General features: G+C 37.0%; 1 protein-coding gene. It reads right to left on the bottom strand.

Annotated elements, in window-relative coordinates; all coding sequences use genetic code 11:
* The coding region (locus tag H0Z29_12150; protein ID MBO8132236.1) for a hypothetical protein at positions 1-179 on the bottom strand (179 nt) is incomplete at its 3' end.
* Between the last annotated feature and the right edge of the window lie 1,199 nt (positions 180-1,378).

Below are 1,378 nucleotides of genomic sequence, written 5' to 3'. Positions count from 1 at the left end.
TTTATTAAATTTTTATCTAAATACGCCAAAATAGTATCATCGTTTTCACCAGCCGATGGATTATTTACATTCTCAACATTGTTGGCATCCTCGAAGTTATTGGCATCGCCATCACAACCAAGAAGAATAAACGATAACGCCAGCATTATACTTAATAAAGTAGTAAATTTTTTGCACATGTTGGGCTCATCCCCTGATTTCGTGTCCAAAATCTTGGGTCCATTATACACAATGAAGTTGTTAAGAATCACTAAATAAAATTATCTAATAATTACCATATCCAAATCCAAACCCTGACGTTGTATTTCAAATTGCTTTGATTGCCGAATGGCGACCACTGGAATATCCATGCTAAAAGGGAAAGCAGAGGGTATTTGTAATAATTGTGGCAGGGGCATTAATGAGGTGGGCTCTGAACGCAGCAGTGCTTCTAAAAACCATAATTGAACATTATCACTGGCAGGTCTCTTCCTGGCGGCTGGAATATAAATCCCTTTTTTAGCAGTTGTCAAAATAAAAAAAGTTTGCTCGAACGCAGAACTTAATCAAAGCCTTGATATAACAAGCCCGAAGGTACTTTTACAGTATCTTCCATGATAAAAAGTCTGCTCAAAAATTCCCCTGTTATGTCAACTAAATTCCCATGTCTTAACAAAAATGTAAGTAAAAAAAGATAAAAAAGTCTGCTCAAAACCGGAGGTATATTCACTTCGGAGGTATGAAAACTAGCAATATAAGGGTTATCCCCCGCAGCATATTACTACCCCAACTCTACCCTAAACATCGGTTTCTCCACACTATATTTACACATGCCTGAAGGCTCCAAAGCCTTGATATTTCAATATTTATTTAATTTTTCTGGGTTGGTAGGAGATGGGATTGCTGTTCATGTAAAAAAAACTCTTTCCATTTTCCACCCCTCAAACCCGCATGAATACTGCACCCTAATTTTTACCAGCAAATAAAGTCTTTCTATAAATCACTCATACTTCGCCCTTATATTTCCAAATATGGAAGCTAAAAAAGTAAAAAAAGTTCTTCCAAAAGAGCAGGAATAAGGTTTAAGGATTAAGGGAGGATAAACCGCCACATTCCTTATTTCACAAGGGTTTGACGGATTACAGGAGTCATCTACAGGTAAAAATGAAGGGTTGAGCATGGGATTATCTCAAAATCCCTCTCAACCCTTATTTCTCAAGCATTCTCTCAATTTTCCTTGTTCCTTAAACCTAATCCCTTAACCCTCCCAATTAGAACCACTTTATTTTCATCGGAAAAACTTTATTTTCCTACGGAAAGAGTTTTTTTGTTTTCGACAACAAAGAGCCATTAAGCTCCCTTCCTCACTCCACAGTAACCGACTTTGCTAAATTCCTCG

The sequence above is a fragment of the Candidatus Neomarinimicrobiota bacterium genome (assembly GCA_017656425.1).
Lineage (GTDB): Bacteria > Fidelibacterota > UBA2242 > UBA2242 > B5-G15 > JACDNV01.
This window is presented reverse-complemented; position numbering and strand designations above follow the sequence as displayed.